General features: G+C 37.0%; 21 protein-coding genes. 12 read left to right on the forward strand and 9 right to left on the reverse strand.

The window, feature by feature from the left end; all coding sequences use genetic code 11:
* Nucleotides 1–56: 56 nt before the first annotated feature.
* Nucleotides 57–887 (reverse strand): rhomboid family intramembrane serine protease, encoded by an 831-nt coding sequence (locus QM481_RS16245; RefSeq protein WP_283382470.1) that lies wholly within the window; start codon nt 885–887, stop codon nt 57–59.
* A 143-nt stretch (nt 888–1,030) separates the two neighbouring features.
* Entirely contained in the window at nt 1,031–2,020 is a 990-nt protein-coding gene (locus tag QM481_RS16250) for a Brp/Blh family beta-carotene 15,15'-dioxygenase (RefSeq protein ID WP_283382471.1), read from the reverse strand.
* A 134-nt stretch (nt 2,021–2,154) separates the two neighbouring features.
* On the opposite strand from QM481_RS16250, the gene QM481_RS16255 reads away from it, so the two are divergent.
* From QM481_RS16255 to QM481_RS16285, 7 genes are all read left to right on the forward strand, one after another.
* Nucleotides 2,155–2,766, forward strand: coding sequence for a TetR/AcrR family transcriptional regulator (locus QM481_RS16255; RefSeq protein WP_283382472.1), 612 nt, complete (start codon nt 2,155–2,157; stop codon nt 2,764–2,766).
* A 119-nt stretch (nt 2,767–2,885) separates the two neighbouring features.
* Nucleotides 2,886–4,142 (forward strand): TolC family protein, encoded by a 1,257-nt coding sequence (locus QM481_RS16260; RefSeq protein ID WP_283382473.1) that lies wholly within the window; start codon nt 2,886–2,888, stop codon nt 4,140–4,142.
* 51 nt (nt 4,143–4,193) lie between these two features.
* A complete protein-coding gene (locus tag QM481_RS16265) occupies nt 4,194–5,129 on the forward strand; it encodes an HlyD family secretion protein (protein WP_283382474.1) in 936 nt (311 codons plus the stop codon).
* An 11-nt stretch (nt 5,130–5,140) separates the two neighbouring features.
* A complete protein-coding gene (locus QM481_RS16270; protein ID WP_283382475.1) occupies nt 5,141–6,049 on the forward strand; it encodes an ABC transporter ATP-binding protein in 909 nt (302 codons plus the stop codon).
* A gap of 28 nt (nt 6,050–6,077) precedes the next feature.
* Entirely contained in the window at nt 6,078–6,824 is a 747-nt protein-coding gene (locus QM481_RS16275; RefSeq protein ID WP_283382476.1) for an ABC transporter ATP-binding protein, read from the forward strand.
* 32 nt (nt 6,825–6,856) lie between these two features.
* On the forward strand, nt 6,857–7,963 hold the full coding sequence (locus QM481_RS16280) for an ABC transporter permease (protein WP_283382477.1): 1,107 nt from the start codon (nt 6,857–6,859) through the stop codon (nt 7,961–7,963).
* A gap of 147 nt (nt 7,964–8,110) precedes the next feature.
* Complete coding sequence (locus tag QM481_RS16285; RefSeq protein WP_166550091.1) at nt 8,111–9,229, forward strand: ABC transporter permease; 1,119 nt, start codon at nt 8,111–8,113, stop codon at nt 9,227–9,229.
* 240 nt (nt 9,230–9,469) lie between these two features.
* Here QM481_RS16285 and QM481_RS16290 read toward each other — a convergent pair whose 3' ends face one another.
* From QM481_RS16290 to QM481_RS16315, 6 genes are all read right to left on the reverse strand, one after another.
* Nucleotides 9,470–10,036 (reverse strand): 50S ribosomal protein L25/general stress protein Ctc, encoded by a 567-nt coding sequence (locus QM481_RS16290; RefSeq protein WP_166550090.1) that lies wholly within the window; start codon nt 10,034–10,036, stop codon nt 9,470–9,472.
* A 63-nt stretch (nt 10,037–10,099) separates the two neighbouring features.
* Complete coding sequence (locus QM481_RS16295; protein ID WP_166550089.1) at nt 10,100–11,041, reverse strand: ribose-phosphate pyrophosphokinase; 942 nt, start codon at nt 11,039–11,041, stop codon at nt 10,100–10,102.
* A 523-nt stretch (nt 11,042–11,564) separates the two neighbouring features.
* Nucleotides 11,565–12,785 (reverse strand): LysM peptidoglycan-binding domain-containing protein, encoded by a 1,221-nt coding sequence (locus tag QM481_RS16300; protein ID WP_283382478.1) that lies wholly within the window; start codon nt 12,783–12,785, stop codon nt 11,565–11,567.
* A 364-nt stretch (nt 12,786–13,149) separates the two neighbouring features.
* Nucleotides 13,150–14,253, reverse strand: coding sequence for a LysM peptidoglycan-binding domain-containing protein (locus QM481_RS16305; RefSeq protein WP_283382479.1), 1,104 nt, complete (start codon nt 14,251–14,253; stop codon nt 13,150–13,152).
* A 502-nt stretch (nt 14,254–14,755) separates the two neighbouring features.
* A complete protein-coding gene (locus QM481_RS16310; protein WP_166550086.1) occupies nt 14,756–15,256 on the reverse strand; it encodes a DinB family protein in 501 nt (166 codons plus the stop codon).
* A gap of 103 nt (nt 15,257–15,359) precedes the next feature.
* Nucleotides 15,360–16,304, reverse strand: coding sequence for a helix-turn-helix transcriptional regulator (locus QM481_RS16315; protein ID WP_283382480.1), 945 nt, complete (start codon nt 16,302–16,304; stop codon nt 15,360–15,362).
* 113 nt (nt 16,305–16,417) lie between these two features.
* Here QM481_RS16315 and QM481_RS16320 point away from each other — a divergent pair, with 113 nt between their 5' ends.
* The 4 genes from QM481_RS16320 to QM481_RS16335 all read left to right on the forward strand — a co-directional run bounded on the left by QM481_RS16320 (nt 16,418) and on the right by QM481_RS16335 (nt 21,712).
* Complete coding sequence (locus QM481_RS16320) at nt 16,418–17,893, forward strand: adenylate/guanylate cyclase domain-containing protein (RefSeq protein ID WP_283382481.1); 1,476 nt, start codon at nt 16,418–16,420, stop codon at nt 17,891–17,893.
* Between the two features lie 132 nt (nt 17,894–18,025).
* A complete protein-coding gene (locus QM481_RS16325; RefSeq protein WP_283382482.1) occupies nt 18,026–18,619 on the forward strand; it encodes an HD domain-containing protein in 594 nt (197 codons plus the stop codon).
* A gap of 47 nt (nt 18,620–18,666) precedes the next feature.
* Nucleotides 18,667–20,532 (forward strand): patatin-like phospholipase family protein, encoded by a 1,866-nt coding sequence (locus tag QM481_RS16330; RefSeq protein WP_283382483.1) that lies wholly within the window; start codon nt 18,667–18,669, stop codon nt 20,530–20,532.
* Nucleotides 20,533–20,896: 364 nt separating this feature from the next.
* Nucleotides 20,897–21,712, forward strand: a complete 816-nt coding sequence (locus QM481_RS16335; RefSeq protein WP_166550081.1) for a universal stress protein — start codon at nt 20,897–20,899, stop codon at nt 21,710–21,712.
* 174 nt (nt 21,713–21,886) lie between these two features.
* Here the strand turns inward: QM481_RS16335 and QM481_RS16340 are convergent, their stop codons facing one another.
* Nucleotides 21,887–22,417, reverse strand: coding sequence for a DinB family protein (locus tag QM481_RS16340; RefSeq protein ID WP_283382484.1), 531 nt, complete (start codon nt 22,415–22,417; stop codon nt 21,887–21,889).
* A 180-nt stretch (nt 22,418–22,597) separates the two neighbouring features.
* Between QM481_RS16340 and QM481_RS16345 the strand changes: the two genes are divergently transcribed.
* Nucleotides 22,598–24,148, forward strand: coding sequence for a M61 family metallopeptidase (locus tag QM481_RS16345; RefSeq protein ID WP_283382485.1), 1,551 nt, complete (start codon nt 22,598–22,600; stop codon nt 24,146–24,148).
* Nucleotides 24,149–24,433: the final 285 nt, after the last annotated feature.

A 24,433-nucleotide genomic window follows, 5' to 3' on the forward strand; every position in this document is an offset into this window, starting at 1 on the left:
GACTTGAGAAATATTCTCAAGTCTTTTTTTATTGAATTGCAACCTATATACCCTTTCTAATTCATCCTTTTGGAATACTCCTCCAATGCAGCCTTTTCGCTGGTGCTTAAGCTGTCAATTCCTTTGGATGCGATTTTGTCCAAAATTTCATCTATTTCATGCTGTTTTTTAGCCTTATTGGCATTGTATCTTTCATCAATGGTATCATGTTGTTGATTGTTTTTGAAATAGAAATTGTCAATCAATAACAAATAAGGACGAGTCACAATGATATAGATAAATACCAAAGATGGAATTAAGAGTAGTAAAATAACCCAAAGATTTTCCTGTAAAATTTCAGGAATGAACAGAATTGCGAACAACATTCCAACGATAGCTCCGCCTAAATGAGCATCGTGTCCAATATTGTCTTTATTGGATTTGATTCCATAAATAGATACGCCTAAATATAGCAGACCAAAAACCCAAGCAGGTAAAGCTAAAGGAATAAAAATAATCCTTAAATCCATCTCTGGAAATACTGCTATGGAAGCGAACATAATCCCAAATACCCCACCAGAAGCACCCACTGATGTATATCCATCGTCTTTTCTGTGAATTAATACCGAAATAAGGTTGCCTCCCACTATACTTCCCAAATAGAGAATTAAGAACTTGGCTTCTCCAAAAATATTAATCGTAAGTCCTGAAAATACGTACAAACTGTACATATTGAAAAAGAAATGTAGCCAGTCGACATGCAAAAAACCTGAGGTTAACAGACGCTTATAGTCCTTTTGTAAGAGTACTGGAAAAACGTGAAATTTATATTTATCGAAAAATAGAAAGTCACGAAAACCCTGATAGGTGAATACTAAGGTGATTATGATAATGAATAATGCAATCATGGCTAAGAGTTATAAAATGAATTAAGACTACTAAAGTACATTTTTTCACATAACAAACTAAATCCTTCTTTAGGTCTTTATCAAAAACACAAAAGCCCCAAATGTGAATATTGGGGCTTCTGTGTACAAAACTTTAACTTTTTTTAAGAAATCTTATCTCGATTAATTTGTCCTACCAGCCACTGATGAGGGAACGTAGTACACATTACCAACAAATACATCATCGGGATTGGATTCATACTTTTTGCAAAAGCTGCCCAGAAATAAGCATACCCCAATGTCATCACTACCGCAATTAAGGTAATCGGCATGGCGTGTAGCCACAACTGAAAAGCTGAGTTTGTACTACGACCTTCGGGCAAAAAGTAACGATGAGCATCTGAAAATGCATTCACGGCATGCCAGCCACCAAAATACAATGCCATTGCAGGTAATAAAGGTAGATATTCACACAGTACCAAGATAATCACTAGAGATATAACTTTTCTTGCTGTGAATTCAGAAGGGTTTCGATATTGAGCAAGAAACAATAATAGTAGCGTGATCATGCAAATTACTCCAATAATCAACTCTTTTGATGCCGTTAACATCAACCAAATTTGCATCATCAGCATATCTTGGCGCGTAATACTTGCCCAAAGAATACTGGCTTGACTGCCATGTCCTAGAAAAATCCACAATACAATCATCATTCCATAACTATAGCGTGTCCAAGTCCAAAGAAAATTGTTAGCTTGTGGTGATTTCAAATCTGACTCACCAATATGCCATGCGGTAATTAATAAGAACAAGAAAACGCTCCCAGTTGGCCAATACCACCATAGCGCTCCAAATAACACAATAGCGAGAAGATAACGGACATAAAAAGTCCATTTTTTATACACTTTCCCTGCTCTTTTAAATAACTCTTGCTCCAACCAAATATCTAAGGTTCGGTGAGGAATCCCTATAAAAAATACAAAACCAAAGGCAAAAAAGATTTGTACCCAAATAGACAAACTTCCCTGTAGCTCTTGCCATAGTAGCAATAATGCGCCCAAAATAATCGTCAAACTTGTCGGATTGTAGGCAATTTTCTTCAAATACTTTACCACGTGCGATTGAATTTTTACTTGAATGGCAAAGGTAATCAATTGTTGTTGCTTATTTATAATGTGCTATTGTGTTGAAAAAATTTCCAAGATTTATTCCTTAAAATCTTGACTTTGTCAAAGAGATTTTTTTCCTTTGAGCCATATTTAACCAAATGGTTAAACCTTTTGATAAAATGGAAGTAGAGATAACAACAGAGGAAAAGATTTTAATTGCAGCAAGAAAGGTTTTTATCGAAAAAGGCTGGGATGGTGCCCGTATGCAAGAAATTGCAGACAATGCTGGTATCAATAAAGCGCTATTACACTATTATTTTCGTAACAAAGAACAATTGTTTAAAAGAGTATTTGCAGGAATTGTAGGAAAACTGATTCCTAATCTCAACACAATTATTCAATCTGAGCAACCCATTTTTGAAAAGATTCAGGCATTTATTGATGCCTATCTCGATTTCCTGTTGGCAAATCAAGAATTACCACTTTTTGTCGCTAATGAGTTATCACGAAATGCCAATCTTATTGTAGGTGCTTTTGAAGAAAATGGACTCAAACCAATGGTTGGTCAGATGGTCATGGAAATTTTCCAAGCTATTGAAAACAAACAAATTAGACCCATTAATCCTGCACATCTTTTGATGAACATCGTTTCAATGTGTGTTTTTCCTTTCATGGGAAGGTCAATTTTTCAAAAAGTCTTGATGCAAGTTCCTGAAGAAATGTATCAAGAATTATTAAAACAACGTAAAAAAGAAATTTACGAAATGGTTTATCACTCTATCGTTTTGTAAAATTTCCTTATTAAAGTAAGAGTAACAAATCAGTAGTCCGCCCAATGTATTACCTACTTATTTGTTGCTTTTTTAAAGGTATATTTTTAACCAAATAGTTAAACATTTTAGTTAAAACCATGAAAAAAACCATTTATATTCTCCTCATTAGTTTGATTGTCAATCATACACGTGCTCAGGAAGTGCTTCCTTTGAGTCAGTGCTATACCTTGGCAAAACAAAACTACCCCATTGCCAAACAAAAGGGCTATATTAATGAGAATTTGGAACATCAAATTGCACAACTCAAAAGCAATTTCAAACCACAAATTGACATTATTGGTCAGGCAACCTATCAGTCAGATGTAACTTCTGTGCCCATCAAAATTCCTAATATAGACATTCCGCAGATTTCTAAAGACCAGTATAAATTGTATGCTGAGGTAAAGCAAAATCTGTATGATGGTGGTATAACCAATTCTCAAATTTTGGTACAAAAGGCTGCTGCTCAGACCGAACAGCAAAAACTTGCAGTTGAGCTCGACAAACTAAAAGAGCGTGTCAATCAGAGTTATTTTAGTGTATTGTTGAGTCAAAATCAGCTCAAATTGATTGACATTATTAAAAACGAATTACAGTCAAAAATCAATAAAATCAAGGCTGGTATCCAAAATGGCGTTAGTACACAAGCCAATTTGAATCAACTAGAAGTTGAAATTTTGAAACTTGATCAACGTATTGGTGAAGTAAAATCTCAGGAATTGTTGGGGAAGAAAATCCTAGGAATGCTTATTAACCAAGATTTATCCTCAGCCCAATTGGTTTCACCTTTGCTAACCAATAGCCAAGAAACCAAAATTCAACGTTCTGAACTTTCTCTTTTTCAAGAACAACAAAACCTTTTGAGTACACAGGAGCAACTTATTACTGCCAAAAATATGCCTAAAGTAGGGCTATTCTTGCAAACAGGCTATGGGCGTCCTGCTTTGAATATGTTAGAAAATGATTTTAAAGGATATTATATCGGTGGGTTACGATTCAATTGGTCTTTAGGAGGATTATACACGAAAAAGCATGAAAAAAGCCAGTTGCTAATTTCTTCCAAAAATGTAGATGCGCAACAAGAAGCTTTTTTACTTAATACCAATATTGCTTTGCAACAATTGGATGCTGAAATCAAAAAGCTGGATAATATGATTGAGCTGGACCAAAAAATCATTGTCCTACGAGAAAAAATCACTAAAACCTCCAGTGCACAACTCGACAATGGTATTATCACTGCAAGTGACTATGTAACTGACCTTTCTGCCGAATTACAAGCCAAAGAAAATCAGTTGATTCATACGTTGCAACAGGCACTTACCAAGGCCAATTATCAAAGCACATTAGGGCTTTAATCTTCTTTTCTTAGTATCAAACCGCGAAATTCGCACAATCCAATATTTGAAATGAAAAAGCAATTTATATTCATATCTCTTGTAAGCACGCTTATTTTTTCTTGTAAAAAAAATGAACAAACTTCGGATGCTACGGGCACTTTTGAAGCTACAGAAACTATTATTTCGTCAGAAGTTGCAGGTAAAATCCTCCAACTCGACCTTGAAGAAGGCGACACTTTAGCCTTAGCTCAAAAAGTTGGAAATATCGATGTAGCAAACTTACAACTTCAAGAAGCACAGATTGAAGCAAGTATCAAAAGTTTACCACAAAAATTCAATGATGCTTCAGCTCAAATCAAAGTTTTGGAAAATCAAATTGCTGTTCAGAAAGAGCAGTTGCGTATCCAACAAAGAGAATTCCAACGCTTAACGAATTTAGTAAAATCAGAAGCCGTTCCGAGCAAACAGCTTGACGATATGGAAGGAGCTATTGCCCTGACCAAAAAACAAATCAGTGTATTAGAAAGTCAAATCAGCGCTCAAAAAACACAAGTAACTATCCAAAATCGTAGTATTAACAGTGAACTTTCACCACTCGAAAAACGTGCCGATCAGGTGACCGATCAAATCAAACGTGGCGAGATTATCAACCCTATTCGTGGTACAGTATTGACCAAATATGCAGAACAATACGAAATGACGGCTCCTGGAAAAGCGCTTTACAAAGTTGCTGATTTATCGGAAATGACCTTGAAAGTATATGTTTCTGGAAATCAATTAACAAAAGTTCAACTCAATCAACCCGTAAAAGTGCTTATCGACAAAGCAGAAGGACAGTCGGACACCTTACAGGGCAAGGTTTATTGGATAGCCTCAAAGGCAGAATTTACCCCAAAAACCATTCAGACCAAGGAAGAACGAGCCAACTTAGTATATGCGGTAAAAATCCATGTAAAAAACACTGGTGCATTGAAAATTGGTATGTATGGAGAAGTGATATTTTAACCCCAAAAGCTATGAATGCAATCATTGCAAATCACCTTTTTAAGTCATTTGAAAAAGGCAAAATCAAGGCATTGGAAGACATTTCTTTTGAGGTCAAACAATCAGAATTATTTGGACTAATCGGACCAGATGGTGCTGGAAAAACTACGCTATTTAGGATTCTTGCTACGCTTTTATTAGCCGAATCTGGAGATGCTAGTGTTGATGGCTTGGATGTAAAGAAAGACTATAAAGCAATCCGAAAAAGAGTAGGTTATATGCCAGGGAAATTTTCCCTGTATCAAGATTTGAGCGTAGAGGAAAATCTCAACTTTTTTGCGCATGTTTTTGGTACTACGATAGAACAAAACTACCATCTTATCAAGGATATTTACCAACAGCTCGAACCTTTCAAAACTCGTAAAGCAGGGAAATTATCGGGTGGAATGAAGCAAAAGTTAGCCTTGTGCTGCGCTCTGATTCACGAGCCAAGCGTATTGTTTTTGGATGAACCCACTACTGGAGTTGACCCCGTTTCGAGAAAAGAGTTTTGGGAAATGCTGAAATATCTTAAGTCGGAAGGTATCACGATATTGGTTTCGACACCCTATATGGACGAAGCCAGTTTATGCGATAGAGTTGCTTTGATGCAAAAAGGAAAGATATTAGATATTGATACACCAGTGGGGATTATTGAGAAATATCCGAAAAAAATCTGGTCTATTCATGCCTCCAATATGTATGCCTTATTGCAGGTAGCAAGAGCATTTCCTAATACGCATACCTGTTTTGGTTTTGGTGAAAGTCATCACCTGACGCTTAAAAACGATGATGAGGATTATCAAGCTTTTTGTCAGTATGTTCAAGAGCATTACAAAGAGTCTTTCCAAATCCAAGAAATTACAGCTACCATTGAGGATTGCTTTATGGCATTGTCCTGATGCTTTCAAGAAATAAAATGTGCCAAACATGGAAAATAAAGAAATAGTCATTCAGGCTCAAGGACTAACCAAACGTTTTGGGGATTTTATCGCCACCAACGCCATCACCTTTGAGGTTTACAAGGGTGAAATATTTGGTTTTTTGGGAGCCAATGGTGCTGGAAAAACAACAGCCATGAAAATTCTCATTGGCATATCCAAACCCAGCGGAGGCGAAGCAAAAGTCGCAGGTTTTGATGTGTATACTGAAACCGAAGATATTAAAAAGAATATCGGATACATGAGTCAAAAATTTTCACTTTATGAAGATTTAACCATCCGAGAAAATATTCGATTCTTTGGCGGAATTTATGGTTTAGATCGTAAAACTATCAAAGAAAAAACGGATGTATTGCTCAAAACACTAGGTTTTGAGGCTGAGGCAGACAAACTAGTATCTTCACTCCCTTTGGGCTGGCGACAAAAACTGTCATTTTCGATTGCAATTTTACATAATCCTAAAATTGTATTTTTAGACGAACCAACAGGCGGAGTTGACCCTGTAACTCGTCGTCAGTTTTGGGATTTAATCTATGAAGCCTCCAATCGTGGCGTGACTATTTTTGTCACCACACATTACATGGACGAAGCCGAATATTGCAATAGAGTGTCAATCATGGTAGACGGAAAAATCGAAGCACTCGATACCCCTCAAAATCTCAAAAAGCAATTTCACGCTGACTCAATGGATGAGGTATTTCACCAGTTGGCTCGCAAGGCAAAAAGAAGTGAGTGATTTTGAACAAAAGACTATTAAATCTTTCAAACATGAAATTATTCTTAGCATTCATCACCAAGGAATTCAAGCATATTCTGAGAGATACTCGAACTTTAATCATTCTGTTTGGGATGCCCATTGTTCAGATTATCCTCTTCGGCTTTGCCCTAACCAACGAAGTAAAAGACTCTCGCATAGGTATTTTAGATTACTCAAAAGACGAAGCAAGTCGACAGATTATTCAAGAACTTGATGCCAGTAGATACTTTGATGTAGAGGCCAATTTTAGCAGTCCTCAGCAAATAGACCAAGCTTTTAAAGAAGGTAGAATTAGATTAGCAGTGGTATTTCCTGCTCATTTCAGACATTCTCTTTTTCAACAAAATACGGCTTCTATTCAACTAATAGCAGACGCTTCAGACCCGAATACTGCTACTACAGTAGTCAATTATGCCAGTTCCATTCTGAAATCATACCAAGACGAAGTGCTAGGCGAACAGACCTTGCCTTACACGATTCAACCAGAAATTCGTATGTTATACAACCCACAACTCAAAGGGGCATATAACTTCGTACCTGGGGTAATGGCAATGATATTGTTACTTATTTCAGCTATGATGACCTCGATTGCGATTGTTCGGGAGAAAGAACTAGGAACTATGGAAGTGCTTTTGGTATCGCCTGTCCCTCCTATTTTGGTCATTGTTACTAAGGCAATTCCTTACGTTTTGCTCTCATTTATCAATGTAAGCACCATCCTCATTTTGAGCGTAAACCTCCTCGATGTACCTATCCAAGGCAGTTTATTACTTCTTTTAGGCGAAAGTATGCTCTTTATTTTTGCGGCTTTGGCATTAGGTCTATTTATTTCGACTATCACCAACTCGCAACAAGTGGCTATGTTGGCATCTTTAATGGTGTTATTATTACCAACATTGATTTTTAGTGGCTTTATGTTTCCTATCGAAAATATGCCCAAACCGATGCAATTTATCTCTAATTTGATTCCGTCAAAATGGTATTTCTTCATCGTTAGAGACGTAATGATAAAAGGATTAGGCTTCAAAAGTGTCCTAAAAGAAAGCCTGATTTTGGTAGCTATGACAATAGGCTTTGTGCTAATAGCTTTAAAAAATTACAAAACGAGGTTGGAGTAATGAGAAGTGACAAAGTGGTAAAGGCACAAAGTAGCAAAGTGTTTTGATGATTGTGGCACAGTCACTAAAACATCTAAAAAAATCACTTTGTGCCTTTGTGCCTATGTCACTTTGCCCCTCCTCCTTGGCAATCACTCCCAAACAATCATGAAAACACTACTTTTTTTACTAGAAAAAGAGTTTCGGCAGATATTTCGTAACTCATCGATCATTCGTATCATTTTTGTGATGCCTATTATCCAGCTGATTGTTTTGCCCATAGCAGCCGATTATGAGGTAAAAAACGTGAATATTGCCGTGGTCGACCACGACCATTCGAGTTATTCAAGACAGCTGGTTCAAAAAATTATTGGTTCAGGATATTTCAGATTAGTTGAAAATACAGATTCTTACAAAAAAGCACTCAAAAGTGTTGAGCAAAACGATTCTGATGTAATCATAGAAATTCCTGCGCATTTTGAAAGAACCTTAATCAAAGAAAATGAGGCTAAATTATTACTTGCGATTAATGCCGTAAATGGCACAAAAGGCAACATGGGTGGGGCGTACCTCAACTCCATTATCAAAGATTTTAATCAGGATGTGCGAACGGATTGGGTTACTTTTCCAAGAATGAACCCTATGCCATTATTAGATATTGTTCCTCGTTTTTGGTACAACACCCGTATGAATTACCAGCTATTTATGGTTCCTGGTATCTTGGTTATTTTGGTGACAATGGTCGGAAGTTTCTTAACAGCATTGAATATTGTCAAGGAAAAAGAAGTAGGAACTATTGAGCAAATCAATGTTACGCCTATCAAAAAACACCATTTTATTTTGGGTAAATTGATTCCTTTCTGGGTATTGGGTTTGGTCGTAACTGCTATTGGTCTGACCGTCAGTAGAGTCGTATTTGGTATTGTTCCGGTAGGGAGTTTGCTTGTGATTTTTGGCTTTACAGCTATTTTTCTGTTAGCCGTTTTGGGACTTGGACTACTCATGTCTAACTTTTCAGATACACAGCAGCAAGCCATGTTTTTCGCCTTTTTTATGATAATGGTCTTTGTCCTAATGGGTGGTTTGTACACCTCCATAGATGGTATGCCTGAATGGGCGAAGATTATGACAAAGTTTAACCCTGTCGCCTATTTTATCGACGTCATGAGATTGGTTGTGATAAAAGGTTCAGGTATTTACGAAATCAGAAATCATATTTTTGCCATATTGAGTTTCGCCATCGTATTCAATGGATTAGCCATTTGGACCTATAAAAAGCAAGTGTAATCTGAGTGATGAGTTTTGAGTGTGGAATTGTCCTTTGTCCTTGCCTAAAATAGATTTCTTACATTTTTTTCCTCTGTAGAAGCTCCGTAGGAACTACGGTTTGGTAGTAATAATCCTTTGGAAGAGCCTTTTAGTGCATAATTGAAATGATTAGATTTTGAAAAACTTAAAGTATTCTCACAAAAAAAACCGCTCTGTAAATTACAGAGCGGTCATCTATCAGTAATGGATTTGTGAAAATTAAGAGTTTATTTTTCCTCTCAATGCACGTGGGATATCGATTGTAGCAACTGGGTTAGTTGGGTTGTTCAAGATAGAAACACCTTCAACTTTCAATTTGCTAACTTTGATAGTTTGTCCCAAGTCCAAACCTGTAATATCTGCTTCAACAAAATCAGGAATGTTTTCAGCTAAACCTTTCAAAGTAACTTTGCGAAGTTTCTGAACCATTTTACCCCCTTTTTGTACACCTGGAGCGTTACCAACGATTTTCACTGGAACGTCAATTTTGATAGCTTTACCATCAACGATTTCCAAGAAGTCAACGTTCAAAATAGTTTCGTTAACTGGGTGGAATTGTGAATCTTGTAAGATTGCACGACGGATTTCGCCTTCAATGTTCAATTCAACTTCAGCAACTTCTGGAGTATAAATTAATTCACGGAACAAAATCATTGGAACTGCAAAGTGAACTACATCTTGTCCACCGTACAATACACATGGAACTAATGATGCATTGCGTAAATCTTTCGCTGATTTTGTACCTAAAGTTTCTCTTTTGAAACCTACAACTTCAATCTTTCTCATTTGAGTGATTTTTGTGTTACTAGCCTTTCGCGAACTGCTATCTTCTAGTAACTGTTTAAGTAATTATTGTTTTATGAAAAGTGAACTGATAGACTCGTGGTCACGGATTCTTCCGATAGCTTTAGCAAACAATTGTGCTACTGAAAGAACTTTAATTTTATCACACTCTTGTTTGCTTGGAATGGTGTTTGTCACAACCAATTCTGTCAATACAGAGTTACTGATATTTTCGTAAGCATTACCAGATAATACTGCGTGGGTAACGATAGCTCTTACTGATTTGGCACCTTTGTCCATAATCAACTGTGCAGCTTTACACATCGTTCCACCTGTATCAATCAAGTCATCGACTAACACCACGTCTGCGCCTGTAACATCTCCAATCAATTGCATCGAAGCAACTTCATTGGCACGTTTACGGTGTTTGTCACAGATAACCATTTCAGCGTTGAAGAACTTCGCAATGTTACGAGTACGAACTACACCACCTACGTCTGGAGAAGCAAACAAAATGTTATCTAAGCCTAATGATTTCAAATAAGGTACAAAGATAGCTGTTCCTTCCAAATGATCTACAGGAAAATCGAAAAATCCTTGAATTTGTCCAGCATGTAGGTCAACTGTCATCAAGCGGTCAGCACCAGCGGCAGTCAAAAGGTTAGCAATTAACTTTGCACCAATACCTACTCTTGGTTTGTCTTTACGGTCTTGGCGTGAGTAACCGAAGTATGGAATTACAACTGTTACATAGTGCGCCGAAGCACGACGAGCTGCATCAATCATCAATAACAATTCCAACAAATTATCAGCTGGTGGAAATGTTGATTGAATCAAGAAAACATCACAACCTCTGATTGATTCATCAAAACTTGGAGAAATCTCACCGTCTGAAAATCTCTGAATTGTAGTTGAGCCTAATTCTTTACCGAAATACTGAGCGATTTCTTTTGCTAAATATTCAGAAGAAGTCCCTGCGAAAATTTTAACTTGATTTATGGAAGCCATTTTTTGTGGGGGTACAACGCCTTGCGTTTGCGAAGTACTAATTATTGTTGGATCTGTTTGCAATCGTTAATACCCAATTTTAAAATTTTCCGCAAAAGTACAAAATCCAGCGGATAAATGCTAGCAATCAAGACCTGTATTTTTGATTTTTCAATGCTTTTTTTTCTATACACTTCGCTAAATGGTTATATCTTACCGAAATGCCTCTCTTTCGAGCTAAACAATGAATTTCAAACTTAAATAGCGTCAATCAGACACATTTGCTATGTTCTAATTAACGCCAAATTTATACTACTTTTTTTTCTAGAAATAATTCAGCATTTCCTCAAAAAATACAATTCGCTATTCTCTATTAGAACTGAATGAAGGATCTCAAACTATTGCAGATTTAGGATTTCTGATTTCGGAAATAAAGTAAAATCCCTCTGTTTTTTTACAAAAAATAGTAGATTACAATTCCCAAATCCAACCTCCGATATCTGAAATGGATGGGTATTACATTCCTTCGTACACTACCAATTCTCTATCCATAATACTTATCAAAGCTAAAACCACTATTCAAAAGTTTCTGTGTACGGTCTTTTTTCCACTGTTCCACATCGTTGTTGATGACGGCCTGCACAACACTTCTTTCATCGATTGAACCTAATCCCGAAGCCGAATAAATACCCTGCGAGCTGGCCGCTTGAGTAACCGCTTTTTGGAGTACCGCCAACGAACCAGATAGTCCTCTGTTGACGGCTAAATCTACTCGTAACGCTATGCCTCCTTCTGAAAATAAAATGCGATTTAAAGGCACTTGCTGACCAAAGATTCCAATGCCCGTTGTATCGGACAGTGCTTTATTCATGTACTCCTCCTGAGCGATTTGAATCTGAGCTCGTATCATTTCTCTTTCAAAACCTGAAGCGATGAATACACCCGTCAATTGCAAATCGTTTGCCACAGCCGTAAATGCTGCATCGCCCGAAGCCCCTCTGACACTTACCACCGGAGCGCCATAACCTGAAACATCTATTCCGAACTTGCTAAAAGAATTGTAAAAAGCATCGCTATTGTTCTGCTTCATTCTTTGTAACACCTTACTCAAAATCGAACCACTTGCCGAAGCTCCTGTAAACTGAATAAAACCAAATGAAAAAATAGCTTTGTCATAACTATTCACAGCATCAAAACAGCCTTCATTTTTACCAATAAAATGTAAAACGTCTGCGTAAAAAGGCTTAGGTAACAAATCTTCAAATTGGTAACGTTGTGAATCAAATGTCGATTTACCAAAATATGAAACCCCTCTTGGGTTTGCCAAATTAGGTGAAGGATAGTTGTCTCTCATTGTACCAGTCGAGTCTGTTCCATAACTTGAGGGATACGAAATCACAATGCTGTTATAGCTACCTTTATTGTCTTTTCTTACCACAAAAGAGGAAATACTTGAGGCTGTACTGCCTCCACTTCCTGAACCTGAATAGCTACTTCCTCCTCCTGACGAAGAGCTACCATAATTTGAGTTGGAGTTATTCGGATAAACAGGATCCGTATTGGGGTAAACAGGACTATTACTAGGATAAACAGGGTCACTGTAAGAAGGTGTATAGCCTCCTCCTGAGGAAACATTGAGTGTCTGACCAATCGAAATGTTATTGTCATACAGATTATTAAATTGCTTCAACTGGTCTACGCTAATGTTGAATTTTTTCGCAATACTATAAAGAGTGTCTTTGGGTTGTACGGTATAAGTTGCCATAGTTTTGTGTGCAATACATTAAAAGGTTCGGTTGATTATCGAAATTAAACAAATACTATGCAGAAAATAAAGTATAGGTTCATAACTGAGTAAAAGGCACTGCTGGCATGGGGAATAGCGTTGAATTATCAAACCATTTCGGATTGGAAATTGCGGATTTCGGAAATATTTAATCAACCATTAGAACTGTACGAAGAATTCTAAAACTGTCTATTTCGGATATCGGATGTTGGATTTCGGAAGTATAAGCTTCTATGTTTTGTAAAAATAGAGGTATTTTACTTTATTTCCGAAATCAGAAATCCCAAATCCGCAATTACTAGAAATCCTTCGTTCAACCCTAATCCGAAATTTTTATAATGGTTTATTTCCAGAAACTAAAAGACCCATCCAGTAATTTTAGAATTCTTTGCTTTTTCAGCGCGTCTGGCTCATTTTGTGCCAATACCTCCACTACCCTACGCTCGTTGATTTTGGCTAATTGCATACTGGTAGAAAGCTTAGACTCTTTCGCCACCTGAGTGATTGCCGCCTGAATGGGAGCTAATGACCCCGTAAGACCACGATTAACTGCCAAATCGATGCGAATTGCAAAACCTCCTTCTGTTTTGAGAATTTCATTAAGCGCTATCAACACGCCAATTACATTGACTTTTACTGTAGGCGCTACCGCCTTCATGACGTATTCCTCCAAAGCTAATTCTACCTGTGCTCTCACCATACTGCGTCTATAACTACTAGCAATAAAGGCTCCTGTCAACGATAGATTATTCGCTACCTCCATGTAGGCAGCATCGTTTTCCAAGATACCTTTAGTAGTTTCAACTCTAAAAACGGGCTTGGCTCCTGCTATTATATCCATGCCATACTGACCAAAACAGTCATTAAAGGCGTATTCATCTCTTTGCTTAAAACGATACAAGACTTGAGATAAAATTGAGCCTGAGGCCTGAGCTCCTGTAAATTGCAAAAAACCAAATGAAAAAATGGCTTTGTCATAGCTGTTTACCGCATCAAAACAGCCTTCGTTTTTGGCGATATGATGTAATACCTCCAAATAAAATGGCTGAGGACACAAATCTTGAAAATAGCTAGTATTCGTCTCAAAGGCATTTTTTCCTGCATAACTTACGCCGTTGGAGTTTACCCTGTTGGGCGAAGGGTAATTATCTCTGAATATCCCCGTTTTTTGGACTCCTGCTGGGGTTGGATATGAAATCGTAAAGGTATTATAACCAACTTTGGGGAGTTTCTCCACTAGAAATGTATTGCGCTTCTCGTAAATTGACTTAACTGTTGTAACAGGTTTGTTAGGTGTTATAGGCGATGGCAACGAAACAATTAGATTCTGACCGATATTGAGATTCGTAGAAACGAGGTTATTGAGTGAAATAATCTGCTCAACGGTCAAGCCATATTTTTTAGCAATGCTGTAGAGGGTTTCTTTGCTCTGAACGGTATGCGTCATAGGTTATCGTGGGTTCTAATAAATGATTTTGTAAGAAGGTACGAATGTACGGAATTCGCTTCAATTCATGACGAAGCTGAATAAATAGTTGAGTGATAAAATCAAGGGAGACTTCTGGAACCTTTCGAGAAAGGTGTCGTGGAGAAAACCAATAAATAACTAAATAAGCGGATTAGCGTAAAGGCTCTTTGCTATGCTGGGCTAACTACCTTTGTTGGGGACGGCGTAATGGTTGGAAAGATTTTAAAACTGGCTTTTTTAGGTTAATAATCATAAGCTTAAAAATGGTTTTGTGTCAAAGTAGTTACGTTTGAAATGACTTAAAAGAAGAAAGAATATGTCCATCAATGATAGATTTATTGCTGTTGAATTATGAGAAAATGACAAATACCATTTTTCCCGATAATCACCTTTATACGTCAATTATAACTATACAAATAAAACAAAGAAAGGATACTAATCCAAAGATTAATATCCTTATTATTCAAAATATTGATAATTGTTAAGCAAAACTCATATCATCGGCACTAGGGCCATAACTTCCAGGGATTGGAATGTTTAGTAATCTTAAAAATACCCCTAATTGTGCTCTATGATGAATAATTTGAGAAAATGTCATTCGAATCACATCTACCTTAGGATCTGAGCTGTAAATAGTTTCTCCTGCACGTAAAGTCCATGGTTTGTCAAAAGTACTTACATCGGCTGTAGCAAGTGCATCACGGCAATCTAACAAGTTTTTTTCAAAGAAATCTACTAATTCTTCTGAGGTGTTGATTTTAGGTAAAGAGTAAGGATTTTTTTCAAAATCTAATTCATCGGTCTCCAATACCATACGAACCCAAGAAGGTAATTCTGCCACGTGAATCGACAGGCTTCTTAATGTCATACTCTTAGGATGTGGTTGCCAATCCAGTTGGTCGGCAGGTACAATGCTCAACATCTTACGAGTTGTTTTGGCTTCATTTTCAAGCTCTTGCTGGAGTGCTGATAATACGGTCATGGTTTTAAGGTTTAATTATTTTGTTTTTGATTGAGAACACTACAAAATAACAAGCCCATAGTGACAGCCCTATGTCAGTAGGGTTGTCATTTTTTTACCATTTCTATAATTTTTCCAAAATTTTCAAAACAATACCTTTCACCATACCTTTAAGTTCAAGTGGCTCTAGGATTTCGGCATATTCGCCAAAGTTCAAAAACCAATGCGCAAAGCCTCTGATAGAAGCCGTCAGAAAAGTCATTTCTACTTTATCGCCCCTATCTTTTTGGTCGACAAAACCATTGTAATATTTCTGGTCACCAAAGTAACGTAGTACATTTTTTTGTACCAAAATCTTCACTAAAGTCAGATTTTCTCGCTGACTAAATTTGGGCAAATAGGTCTGCAAGGAAGGATGCTCGCCTGCAAAGGCTTGATGTGTATTTCTCAGTTCCTTAATTCTATCAATCCTAAAATGTCGGTAGTCTTTTCTTAAATGACAATAGGCAATCAAGTACCAAGCGGTAGCCTGTAAGAATATCCCCACTGGTTCAATAATTCGCTGACTATCGACTTGACTGTGATTGGCAAAATAAAGCATTTCCACACATCGTTTTTCGGCAATACTTTGTAGTAAAGTTTGGATATGACTGCTTTCATCATGATGCTTAGGTAGATAGGGGTTATCCAACACCTCAATATGATTTGAGATGGTATCCAGATAATCTTTTTCAGTCATTTTCAAAACTGCTTTTACCTTAAAAAGCGCCGACTGATAGGTATTTCGAGTTTGTTCATCGGTAAGTTTTTCCACCAATTTTTCGGCCGTCAAAAAGGCTGTTGCCTCCTCTTTGGTAAACATGACAGGAGGCAACCTATAACCTTCCATCAAACTATACCCGATGCCAGCTTCGCCAATAATGGGGACACCCGCCTCCTCAAGTGTACGAATATCGCGGTAAACGGTGCGAAGACTAATCTCAAATCTATCGGCAAGCTCTTGAGCTTTTACCACTTTTTTGGATTGAAGCTGTATCAAAATGGCAGTTACTCTATCAATGCGATTCATGAAAATATAGTTGTTATAGGTTTGGGAGAAAATAATTCAAGACGCAAATTTCGTATTTCTTAGGCTGATATAAAATTCCTTTTAGTATATTTAAACTACACTTCGAATGAATTATGAAAACTAAAACGCTCTTCTGCTGCTACGCTATTATTTTAAGTATCTCTGTCCAACTCTCACTGGCACAGAATAGAACCATTGAACTTTGGAAAAATCGTTTGCAAACTGAAACCAGAGAAATCCCCAAAACTGATATCCTTTTGAATCTTTCGAAAGAATATGAGCTCGAAAATAATCTCAATGAATCATTGATTTACGCCAATCAAGCCCTGAGTCTGGGAGAAAAAGCCAACTACAAAAAAGGAATGGCATTTGCTTATCTGCAACTTTCGTTGGTCAACGGGAAGTTGGGCAATAAGTCTACTGCTCGCAAACAGCGCAATAAGGCTAACGACCTGCTCGAAGAAATCAACCAACATATTGGTAATGACATTGTTCAGCTACAAAAACAGCAACTTTTAGCCGCAGAAGAACTCAAAAAAGACCAAGAGGAATTGGCTTTACAAAAAGAAGAAGCTGAAAAAAAACGCTTAGAACTGGAACAAAAAAACGCTGAAGTCGAGCAGTCAAAAGGCGAAATAGCTCTTTCCTTACAAACCATTAATGAACTAAGTGGGGACATTTCGGAGAAGGAATCTATGCTTCTCAAAAAACAAAGACAACTAGATAAGCAAGCCGATAAAATCAAAATTCTTCGACAAGAAAAAGCCATTCAAGACCTAGCACTCGAAAAACAGAAAGTTGTTCAAAAACTGATGATAGCGATTGTTGCTGGGATTCTGTTACTGGTACTTTTTCTATTGATTTTGTATTTTAACAAAAAGCGAAGTAATCAAAAATTGGAAGAAAAAAACGAAATCATTGAGGTTGAAAAACAACGTTCTGATGAATTATTACTCAACATTTTGCCTTCCGAACTCGTTGATGAATTAAAGGAAAAAGGTACGGCAACCACTCAGTATTACGAATTGGCAACGGTCATGTTTACCGACTTTAAAGGTTTTACTCAAATCAGCGAACAGCTTTCTCCACAGGAATTGATTGAAGAAATAGACTACTGCTTTAGAGGCTTTGACTTGATTCTTGAAAAATATCCGTCCATCGAAAAAATCAAAACCATTGGAGATGCCTATCTCTGTGCTGGCGGTATACCGATTCCCAACGCCCAACATCCTGTAGAGGTTGTCCAAGCAGCATGGGAGATTTTGGCATTTATGAAAAAACGAGAATTACAGCGAAAAGACCAAGGAAAACCCTATTTTGAAGTTAGAATTGGCGTGCATTCGGGTCCATTGGTAGCAGGTGTAGTGGGTGTCAAAAAGTTTGCCTACGATATTTGGGGCGATACCGTTAACACCGCCTCTCGTATGGAAAGCAAAAGCGAAGTTGGCAAAATCAATATCTCTGGTAATACTTATCAGTTGATTCAAAATCACTTTGCTTGTCATTATCGCGGGAAAATTCAAGCAAAAAACAAAGGGGAAATCGATATGTATTTTATTGAAAAACCACTCAGTAATAATGCTGAATAGAGAGTAGTGAATGTAAATTTTTAAATATCATTACTATGTCTCTGATAAAATGATAAAAACATTTTGCTAACCACCCATCGCTGATTGCCGAAAACCCAATTATATTATTTATCACATTTGGATTACAATACGATGAACCTCGCATTAGCTCGAACATATATTTTAGAACGATTGACGAAGGAACTCTCTCCTGCTTTTAGCTATCATCATGTCAATCACACACGCTCTGTCGCAAAACGAGCGCAAGAAGTCGCTTCTTCTGAAGGTATTTCCGACGAAGAAAGCCTTATCTTATTGGCTACAGCATGCTATTTCCATGATGCAGGATTTCTCATTTCGTACGACAATCATGAAGATGTTAGCTGTCAAATTGCAGAAGAAATTTTGCCCAACTATGGATATAACGCTGCGCAGATTTCAATCATTAAAAATTTGATAAAAGCAACCAAAATCCCCCAATCGCCTGACAATTTACTCGCAAAAATCTTGTGTGATGCTGACCTAGATTATTTGGGTGGAGCTAATTATTACGCCATTGTCGAGACTTTACATCAGGAGCTCTTGCATTTTGAGCGTCTTGACTCAAAGCAAAATTGGACGCAAATCCAGATAGATTTTCTAGAGAAACATTCTTATTTTACCTCAACAAACCAAAAAGAACGAACAGAAGAAAAGAATAGAAGAATAGAAGAGTTACGCTTAAGCCAAGATACCTCAAAAGGCTAAGCTCAAAGTCTACTTTCAAACAAATCTCAAATCGAACAACTTAAATTATGCAACATAATTATCCAATAAAAGACTATCAACATGATTTATTGGTAAATAGTCTATCCAGTGTTTTCGGCAAATTTGATACCCAGATGCTTGGACTCATCGAGCCGCAATTGGAGTGGATAGAATTGGCTGGAGGCGAAATCTTATTTCGACAAGATGAGGTGGACGATTCTTTGTATTTTGTAATTAGCGGTCGTCTTCGAGCATATATCACAACAGCTGAAGGTGAAAATTTGACCGTAGGAGAAATTATCAGAGGTGAAACGGTAGGAGAAATGGCTCTGTTTACTGGCGAACCACGAGGCGCCAGCATTGTGGCTACCCGCGATAGCGTATTAGTAAAACTAACAAAAGCGCTTTTTGAAGAAATTTTGAAGGCATACCCGCTGATTTCGATGAGTGTTTCCAAAATCATCATCAACCGTCTTCGCAATTCTCAATCGCTCAAAAAAAACGTCAAAAAACCTGTTAATATTTGTTTTGTTGGAGTTTCTCCTACCCTGAATCACCGAGATTTCATAGATAAACTTTTTCCCTATCTCGAACGAAAAGGCAGAACATTAATACTTTCGTCTGATCTCATTAATCATACCCACGAAACAGAAAATTTGGCTCAAGCCGCCAAAAGTGATACCACACATTATCGAAAACTCAGCCAGTGGCTCGACGAACAAGAGTCTAAATATGACTTGATGTTGTACCTCTGTGATAGTGCTAACACCGAATGGACCAAACGTTGTATCCGTAATGCCGACGAAATTTATCTACTTGCCTCGGCCGAAGATTCACCAGCGTTGACAGCTTTTGAAAAAGAGATATTTATCAAAACACAGGCCAAACCAGCTGTCAAAAACCTAATCTTGTTACACGATGAAAGAACCAGAATTCCTCACTTTACAGACCAATGGTTAAAACCTCGCAATGTACAAAGGCATTTCCATATCCGACCACACCTAATTGCTGATTTACAGCGACTTGCAAGGGTTATTTCTGGCAATGCCATTGGTTTAGTACTAGCAGGTGGAGGCGCCAAAGGCTTTGCACATTTGGGTGTATACCAGGCACTGAAAGAATTCAACATTCCTATCGATTTTGTTGGAGGCACAAGTGTTGGCGCAATGATGTCTTCACTGGTTGCCTTTGATATTTCCCCTGAGATGGCAAGACAAAATGCCAGAAAAGGAGCCTTTTTCAACCCAACCAAAGATTATACCCTATTGCCATTCGTGTCTTTGATTAAAGGACATAGAATCGAAAAAATGATTTCTGATAGTATTGTCAGTAGTGTTGGAAAAGAGGTAAATATCGAAGATACTTGGATTCCCTGTTATTTTGTCTCTAGTAATTTTACCGAGGCTCGAGAAGTATTACATACCAAAGGCTCTATTACCAAGTATTTGCGTGCCAGTAGCTCTATTCCAGGGGTTTTTCCTCCTGTGATAGACAATCAAGATTTTCTAGTAGATGGGGGAACATTCAATAACTTCCCGACGGATATTATGAATAAAATGGGCGTTGCCAAAATCATTGGAGTAGACTTTTTTATTGATAAACCCAACAAGCTCTCGATTACCAAAATGCCTTCTGGTTGGGAGATTTTAAAAGATAGATTTCGCAGTAAAAAAGACCAAAAATACCGAATGCCCCTCCTCATGTCTATCATTTTGAATAGCACAGTGTTATACAGTGATGCCAGACAAAGCGAGACTAAAAAATACACAGACCTCTATATCAATCCAGATTTACGCAAATACAGTATTCTCAATTGGCAAGCTTTTGATGAAATCTACGAAATCGGCTATCAGCATGCCAAAAAGATGTTTGAAAATATGTCAGAAGAAGAATTAAGGTTTTATAGAGAATAGTTTTATCAATCAAAGTTGCCAAGGAAGCTGTTTAAACTTACTTATTTTGAGAAAAATAAGATGTTTGGGTTTAATGACGAGTTCTTGAATAGCAATTCCAATTAGCGGGTGAATTCATTCACCCGTGACAAAAAGGTTCAAACAATTTAAAATTTATTTTATTCAATTTTTCAACAAAATAATATCATTTTTAACTAGGTTTTGCAACGAAAAAAGCCCATATTTCGTTTAATAAATAGAGGATTGAAACCACATATTCCATGATGAAAGTTAATACAAAACCTGCTTTTCAAGAGTGTTTTGTTCTTTTATTCAACATAACTTGCTTTCCATAAATGAGTGGAAAGCTTAAAACATCAAGGCTATGAAAAAGGTGATTGTTGCAACGAATTTTTCGGAAGAAGCTGAAAATGCTACTATATATGCGGCACAAGCTGCGGCTGCATTAAACTTGGAGTTGGTATTGTTCAACCTACATAATGTGTCTATACACGCCCTGAACGCCCGTACTTCAAGTAATTCAATGAATCATGGATTAGCCTTAGCGAAATTAGAGTTGGCTGAAGCTGCCCAAAAACTCGAAAAAGAATACCAAATCAAAGTAACACCTCATATTGCTTCTGGAGATATAACTGACGAACTAAATCGTTGTTTTGTAACGCATGAAGCCGATATGCTGGTTTTGGGAATGCCCGAAAAGTCGGTTGAACAAGATTTATTAGGGAATACCACTACTCTGGTTATCAACAAAATCAAATATCCTATTATGGCGATTCCTAAAAGTGTAAAGTTTGAAGGAATCAAAAAAATTCTATTTGCCTGTGATGTCACCAAAGGCGTTCATGGTATCATTTTGGAAAGAGTAAAATCTGTTGCCAGAAGTTTTGGGGCTAAAGTGGAGGTGTTTTATGTTTGTCGCAAACAGCATGAGCTCAGTGCGGTAGATACCGAGCATTTGGACAGTATCTATGCAGGGTTGGATGGTATCGACTATTCTTACAACAACGTAACTTCTGATAGTGTAGTCGAATCTATTAAGGATGAAATAAAAGAAACTAGTTCTGATTTATTGGTGATGGTACCATATAAATATGGCTTTTTGAGCTCTATGGTTCATAGAAGTAAAACCCGTATGATGGCATCTGAAAGTAATGTTCCTTTACTCTCATTGAACCTTTAGATTATTGAGTGATTTGAGATTGAGTGAATGAGTGATTATTATCATTGATTACAACATAAATTGAAATAACTGATTCGAGACAAAGTCAAAACTATTGAATCACTTTTATCCGTTTTGTCCAGTATTAATAATCACTCATTCACTCAATCTTAATTCACTAAATTAACGAAGACTCTAGAAAAGCTTTTCCTGTGGTGGCTTCGCTCCTGCCAAACGAATATAAACCGTTGTTTGACCTCTGTGGTGTGTTTGATGCTCAAAACATTTAGCAAAAGCTGTACCTCTAGTCATTTCAAAACGATTAAATAATTTGATCGTTTCTCCCATTTTATCTGCTGGTACTTTTTTCAAACTATTAATCACAAAATCATATCCATCCAATACAATTTTAGAGACATTTGCCTTAGACTTATCCGTTGTTTTTTCCAATTCTCCTGGGGCAAAAGCACTTTTTTCGCCAGAAGCTGCTGCCGCAAAACCGTAGTTACCATCTGTCAAGTGTAACATTTGTTCAGCAAATGAGCGCATTTCTGGTGTGGGCTTCAAGGCATAACCAGACTCTGGCATTGCATCGAGATATTCCTTTGTATAGGTCTTGGCTCTTTCCCACTCTTTTATCATTTCATCCTTAGATGTTTGTGCGTTTGCAAGGCTAGAAATAGCCAAAAACAAACAAATCATTGAGAGTAATTTTTGAAGTTTCATGAATTGGATTGTTTAGAAATAAATATTCTTCGAAAGATAAAACACTCAGTCCAGTCATTTTCATAAATCAATTCAAAAATTATCCATTCTTAGCAAATTTTAACCCAAACGTATATTGCATCGAATAATTAAGTAAATTGTTTTCTTTACCTTCATTAACCTTTTAATTGCACAATTTCGATGAATAACTATTTCAAAAAGAGTTTTAAGCTACTAGTGATTGGATTATTTGTAGTTTTTCAAAACGCAACAGCCCAATCTTCTAAAAAAGCACTATTTAATTATACCATTGATTTCAGTAAGCCTCAAAATCAAACTTTTACCGTTGAGTTACATAGTAGTGGATTTCCGAAAGACACCTTGGATTTTACGATGCCACAATGGATGCCAGGGTATTATCAAATCATGTCTTATGCCAAACAAATCAATTCAATTGAGGCAAAAGATGCTAAAGGAAAGTTGTTGACGCTTAACAAAAAAGGGGATAATGTTTGGCAACTAGTTTTACCCAAAAATACACCCTTTACCATCAACTATTCGGTAACTGCCAAACGCAATTTTGTTGCAGCAGCCGTAGTAGATACCACTCATGCCTACGTTGTTACTACAGCAGCTTTTTTATATGTGCCCGAATTTCTTCAGAGCCCAGTGCATGTTAAAGTAAAAACGCCTTGGAAAGATGTGGCTACTGGTTTGACACCAGTTTCAGGGAAAAAACATGAATTTACTGCACCAGATTTTGACATTTTATACGACTGCCCTATCCTTTCGGGAAGTCTTGAAGAGTTACCATCGTTTGTAGTTGGTGGCAAAAAACACCGCTTTGTGGGTTATAAAATGGGCGAATTCGACAAAGTTCGTCTTATGAACCAGCTTCAAAAAATTATCGAGCAAGCTACAACGCTTATTGGCGATATTCCTTATAATGAATACACTTTTATTGGAATCGGTCCAGGAAATGGCGGTATTGAGCACTTGAACAATACAACTGTTAGTTTTACAGGCGAAAAACTAAGCAATAGAGATGTTGAAATAAAGATGTTGAACTTTTTGACACATGAATATTTTCACCATTATAATGTAAAAAGAATTCGTCCTTTTGAGTTAGGTCCATTTGATTACAGTCAAATGAATCATACCAATCAGCTTTGGATCAGCGAAGGTTTGACCGTATATTATGAGTATTTATTAGTCAAAAGAGCGGGGCTAATCTCCGAGGAAGAAGTGTTAACTAATCTTTCAAGAAACATCACGAATATTCAAAACAATCCTGGCAGATTACATCAATCCCTTGCTCAGGCTAGTTATGATACTTGGAAAGACGGACCTTTCGGAACATCTGGAAAAGATGCTTCAAAATCAATTTCTTATTACGAAAAAGGCCCCCTAGTAGGCTGGATTGTTGATTTGGCGATTAGAAATGCAACTGATAACCAAAAATCATTAGACAATGTCATGAGCTATTTGTATCACTATTATTACAAAAAACTCAAAAGAGGCTTCACGGACGCCGAATTCCGTCAGGCTTGTGAAACAATTGCAGGACAATCACTGAGTGCAGAATTTGACTATATCTATAGCACCAAAGAGTTGGATTATGCCACTTATTTGGGATACGCTGGTTTGGAAGTAAAAGCCGACGACGCAACTCACAAATGGACTGTTTCAAGAAAAGCTACTGTTACACCAAAGCAAGAGGCTATTTTAAAAAGTTGGTTAGGAGAAAAATAACAATTCCTAATAGGTTGCGACTGAAGTCGCAACCTATTAGGAATTTGTAAAATACCTCTAGTAAGTAAGAAGACGTTATTAGTTAATAGTATATTCGTTATTTGAAGGCACTCATATTCAAAAAGTTATAGCAAACTTTCACCTCAGATATACTATTAAATTAATATTTCCTACTACTTATATTCAAATAACAGATTAGAATATGTTTAAAATTCATAAGTCATTAAAATGGAAGAGTTTGTGTTTTTTTATGAAATCCTAAACTCGCCTACGGCTCAAACAACA

The organism is Flectobacillus rivi (assembly GCF_030056655.1).
Lineage (GTDB): Bacteria > Bacteroidota > Bacteroidia > Cytophagales > Spirosomataceae > Flectobacillus > Flectobacillus rivi.